General features: G+C 61.5%; 5 protein-coding genes. All 5 read right to left on the reverse strand.

Translation table 11 applies throughout. The features are described from left to right. The coding region (locus tag Q0O05_RS11635; protein WP_293663217.1) for a dephospho-CoA kinase at window positions 1-101 on the reverse strand (101 nt) is incomplete at its 3' end. Window positions 102-105: 4 nt separating this feature from the next. Beyond that, on the reverse strand, window positions 106-975 hold the full coding sequence (locus tag Q0O05_RS11640; RefSeq protein WP_293663214.1) for an A24 family peptidase: 870 nt from the start codon (window positions 973-975) through the stop codon (window positions 106-108). After that, entirely contained in the window at window positions 975-2,192 is a 1,218-nt protein-coding gene (locus Q0O05_RS11645; protein WP_293663215.1) for a type II secretion system F family protein, read from the reverse strand. Before Q0O05_RS11645 ends, Q0O05_RS11640 begins: the two co-directional genes overlap by 1 nt. 21 nt (window positions 2,193-2,213) lie before the next feature. Then, window positions 2,214-3,947, reverse strand: coding sequence for a type IV-A pilus assembly ATPase PilB (pilB, locus tag Q0O05_RS11650; RefSeq protein ID WP_293663216.1), 1,734 nt, complete (start codon window positions 3,945-3,947; stop codon window positions 2,214-2,216). 36 nt (window positions 3,948-3,983) lie between these two features. Next, on the reverse strand, window positions 3,984-4,140 hold a 157-nt coding region (locus tag Q0O05_RS11655), incomplete at its 5' end, for a dTDP-4-dehydrorhamnose 3,5-epimerase family protein (RefSeq protein ID WP_293663218.1).

The following is a 4,140-nucleotide window of genomic DNA, read 5'->3' on the forward strand; positions in this document are numbered from 1 at the left end:
GCATCGATGCAGCGGGCGCCGGACTTTTCCAGCAAAGCGGCTACCGTACTTTTGCCGCTGCCAATGCCGCCTGTCAGCCCGATGTGTTTGGCGCGGCCCATGACGTCAGAAGCTTAAGAGCCGCCTCAGATCTTCCGGGCCAAGCAGCAGCGCTGCGAACCCCGCGCCGGCCAGAAAAGGGCCGAAGGGCACATAGCCTCCCTCACGCAGCCCGGTGGTGAACTTCATCGCAATGCCCAAGATGGCGCCGATCACCGACGCCATCAGGACCATGGGAATCAATACCGGCCAGCCGAACCAGGCGCCCAGGGCGGCGAAGAGCTTGAAGTCTCCAAAGCCCATGCCTTCTTTGCCGGTCACGAGTTTGAATAACCAGTACACCGACCACAGCGACAGATAACCTCCCACCGCACCCCACAGCGCAGTGGGCAAAGTGACCGGCGTCCATTGCAGGGCGGCGGCAATCAGGCCCAGCCAGAGCAAAGGCTGGGTAATGTTGTCTGGCAGTAGGGTGGTGTCCCAGTCGATGCAGGCCAGCGCCAGCAGCGCGGCGCTAAAGACACTCCAAGCCAGCGCCTCGGGTGTGGGCCCGAAGGTCCAGGCGCAGAAAAAGAACAGTGCTCCCGTGGCCAGTTCCACTGCCGGATACCGCCAGCTGATGCGCTTGCCGCATTCAGAACAGCGCCCGCGCAAGAAGGCGTAGCTCAGCAGCGGGATGTTTTCATACCAGGCAATCAGATGCCCGCAGTCCGGGCAACGGGAGCGCGGTACCAGCAGGTTGAAGGGGGGCGATTCGTCCAGCGGTGAAGCGTCTTTGCCCTGGGCTTCGTTGATTTGCAGTTCTGCGCATTCGGCAGCCCACTCCCGCTCCATCATGCGCGGCAGGCGATGGATCACCACGTTCAGGAAACTGCCGATCAGCAGGCCGACACAAGCCCAAAGGCTGGCGTCCAGCCACGGCAGAGCGGCACCCATCAAACCACCTGGCCCAGTTTGAAGATGGGCAGGTACATGGACACCACAATGCCGCCAATCACCGTGCCCAGCACCACGATGATGATGGGCTCCATCAGGCTGGAAATGCCGGCGACCATGTCGTCCACCTCCGCCTCGTAAAAGTCTGCCGCCTTGCCCAACATGTGGTCGATGGAGCCAGACTCCTCGCCGATGGCACACATTTGCAGCACCATGGTGGGAAAGAGGTTGACGTTGGTCATGGCGGCAGTGAGCGAGGTGCCGGTGGAGACTTCCTGCTGGATTTTGCGGGTGGCGAGCTCGTAGACGATGTTGCCCGAGGCACCGCCCACCGAGTCGAGCGCCTCGACCAGTGGCACGCCGGCAGCAAACATGGTGGACATGGTGCGCGTCCAGCGCGCTACGCAGCTCTTGTCCACCAGCACGCCGAAGATGGGCAATTTGAGCATCAGGCGGTCCATGAAGGCCTGCACCTTCTCATCGCGCTTCCAGGCCTGCATGAAGAAGTAGAAACCTCCGCCCAGTCCGCCGAAGATGAGCCACCAATAGTCGGTAAATATTTCGCTCAGCGCAATCACAAAAAGGGTGGGCGCCGGCAGCTCGCCGCCGAAGGAAGTAAAAACCTGCTTGAACGAAGGAATCACAAAAATCATGATGACCGACACCACCACAAAAGCCACCACCAACACCGCAATCGGGTACATCAGCGCCGACTTGATTTTGGACTTGATGGCCTCGGTCTTCTCCATGTAGACGGCCAGGCGGTCGAGCAGCTGGTCCAGGATACCGGCGGTCTCGCCCGCTTCGACCAGATTGCAATACAGGTTGTCGAAGTACAGCGGGTAGCGGCGAAAGGCGGCGCTCAGAGAGGTGCCGGTCTCTACATCGGTGCGGATGTCGTTGAGCAGCTTGGTGACGCTGGCGTTGGGGTTACCGCGCCCCACGATGTCAAAGGCCTGCAGCAGCGGCACACCGGCCTTCATCATGGTGGCGAGCTGGCGGGTGAAGATGGCCATGTCCTTGGGCTTGATGGCCTTGCCCGAGCGCATGCGGCGCTTCTGGATTTTGGTGGGGGTGACGCCCTGGCGGCGCAGCATCGACTTGACCTGGTTTTCGCCCACGGCGCGCGTTTCGCCACGGACTTGCTTTCCGTTGCGGTCCCGGCCTTCCCACTCAAACACGACCTCGTTGGTATCTGCAGACTTTGCGGTTGCCATAGTTCCCCCCGGGGCGGCGTTTTATTCGTTGGTCACTGCGATGACTTCTGCCAGCGAAGTCAGCCCGACCTTGACCTTGTGCAAGCCTGATTGACGCAGGGAGCGCACGCCCTCGCGCTCAGATTGGGCCGCGATGTCCATGGCGCTGCCGTCGCGCAGGATGATGCGCTGGATTTCTTCGCTGATGGGCATGACCTGGTAGATGCCGAGCCGGCCCTTGTAGCCGTTGTTGCACATCGAGCAACCTACCGGCCGGAAGGGCTTCCAGCTGCCGTCCAGATCGGTGTCCTTGAAGCCGGCGTCCAGCAGAGCCGCCTCCGGTATCTCGGCGGGCTGCTTGCAATTGGCACAAAGCCGGCGGGCCAGGCGCTGCGCGGTAATTAGGATGACGCTGGACGCAATGTTGAAGGGCTGTATGCCCATGTTGCGCATGCGGGTGAGCGTGGTCGGCGCGTCATTGGTGTGCAGGGTGGACAACACCAGGTGGCCGGTCTGCGCGGCTTTGATGGAGATGTCCGCCGTTTCCAGATCGCGGATTTCGCCCACCATGATGATGTCGGGGTCCTGCCGCAGGAAAGACTTGAGCGCGGCGGCAAAGGTCAGCCCCGCCTTCTCGTTCACATTCACCTGGTTCACACCGGGCAGGTTGATTTCAGAGGGGTCTTCGGCGGTGGCGATGTTGACGCCCGGCTGGTTGAGCAGGTTCAGGCAGGTGTAGAGCGACACTGTCTTGCCCGAACCGGTGGGGCCGGTCACCAGAATCATGCCGTAGGGTCGGGCAATCGCCTTGAGCAGACGCTCTTTCTCTTCAGTCTCGTAGCCCAGCGCATCGATGCCGAGCTTGGCGCTGCTGGGGTCGAGGATACGGATCACAATTTTTTCGCCGAACAGGGTCGGCAGGGTGCTGACGCGGAAGTCAATCACCCGGTCCGCGCCCACCTTGAGCTTCATGCGGCCGTCCTGCGGGACCCGCTTTTCAGAAATATCCATCCGCGAGATCACCTTGATCCGCGACGCGAGCTTGTCCTTGATGGCGACCGGCGGGCTTGCGATTTCACGCAGCTCGCCATCGACCCGGAAGCGCACGCGGTAGTGGTGCTCGTAGGGCTCAAAGTGCAAGTCCGAGGCCCGCATGCTGAAGGCGTCCATCAGCATCTTGTGCAGGAAGCGCACCACCGGCGCGTCTTCTACTTCCGAGGCGCTGCTCTGGGTGCTCTCGATGGCGGCTTCGGCGGCCGCCTCGTCGAACTCAAAGTCGCCGCCAATGATTTCTTCCATCGCTTCTGAGGCGGTGACGGTATTGGCATCCACCAGCTTGGAGAGCTTGTCGTATTCCGCAATGACCCAGTCAAAACCCATCTGGGTCGAGAATTTGATGCGCTCAGCGGCTTGTTGGTCGGAGGGATCTGCCGTCGCGATAACCAGGCGATTGCCGCGTTTGCTGAGCACCAGCACCCGGAAATCGGTGCAAATCTTGGCGTCCAGAAGATCTTTGGGCAGGCGCTGCGGGTCTACCGCGTCCAGGTCGATCAGGGGGGTTGCGAACGCCTGCGACAGTGTTTGCGCCAGATCGGCTGAGGACACGGCCGCTGAGCCCACCAGCTCTGCGATGAAACTATTTTTGCCTGAGACCGCCTTGCGGTAGATGTCCTCTGCTGCTTTTTGCGGCAGTTTGCCGGCCGCTACCAAAGCGCGGCCAATACCCGGCAGGGCAATCGAGGCGGTGTCGCCGGTCAACATGTCAGCAGAGGCCATATCACCCGAGGATAGCCGATGCTTTTTACGTTTGGACTAGGCGCCCCACGGGCTGCCCGCTGCGTCTTTAGCGGAGAGCAGGGGCGCGAACCGCAGCGCCGGCCAAGCGATGGCCAATGTCGGGTCGTTCCAGGCGATGCAACGCTCGTGTTCAGGGGCGTAGTAGTCGGTGGTCTTGTACAAAAACTCGGCG

It is taken from the genome of Rhodoferax sp. OV413 (assembly GCF_945881795.1).
GTDB lineage: Bacteria > Pseudomonadota > Gammaproteobacteria > Burkholderiales > Burkholderiaceae_C > Allorhodoferax.

What these genes read in the sequence shown, in the direction of transcription:
- Q0O05_RS11640 (WP_293663214.1), bottom strand. Translation starts at nt 975, where the DNA reads ATGGGTGCCGCTCTGCCGTGGCTGGACGCCAGCCTTTGGGCTTGTGTC.
- Q0O05_RS11645 (WP_293663215.1), bottom strand. Translation starts at nt 2,192, where the DNA reads ATGGCAACCGCAAAGTCTGCAGATACCAACGAGGTCGTGTTTGAGTGG.
- pilB (WP_293663216.1), bottom strand. Translation starts at nt 3,947, where the DNA reads ATGGCCTCTGCTGACATGTTGACCGGCGACACCGCCTCGATTGCCCTG.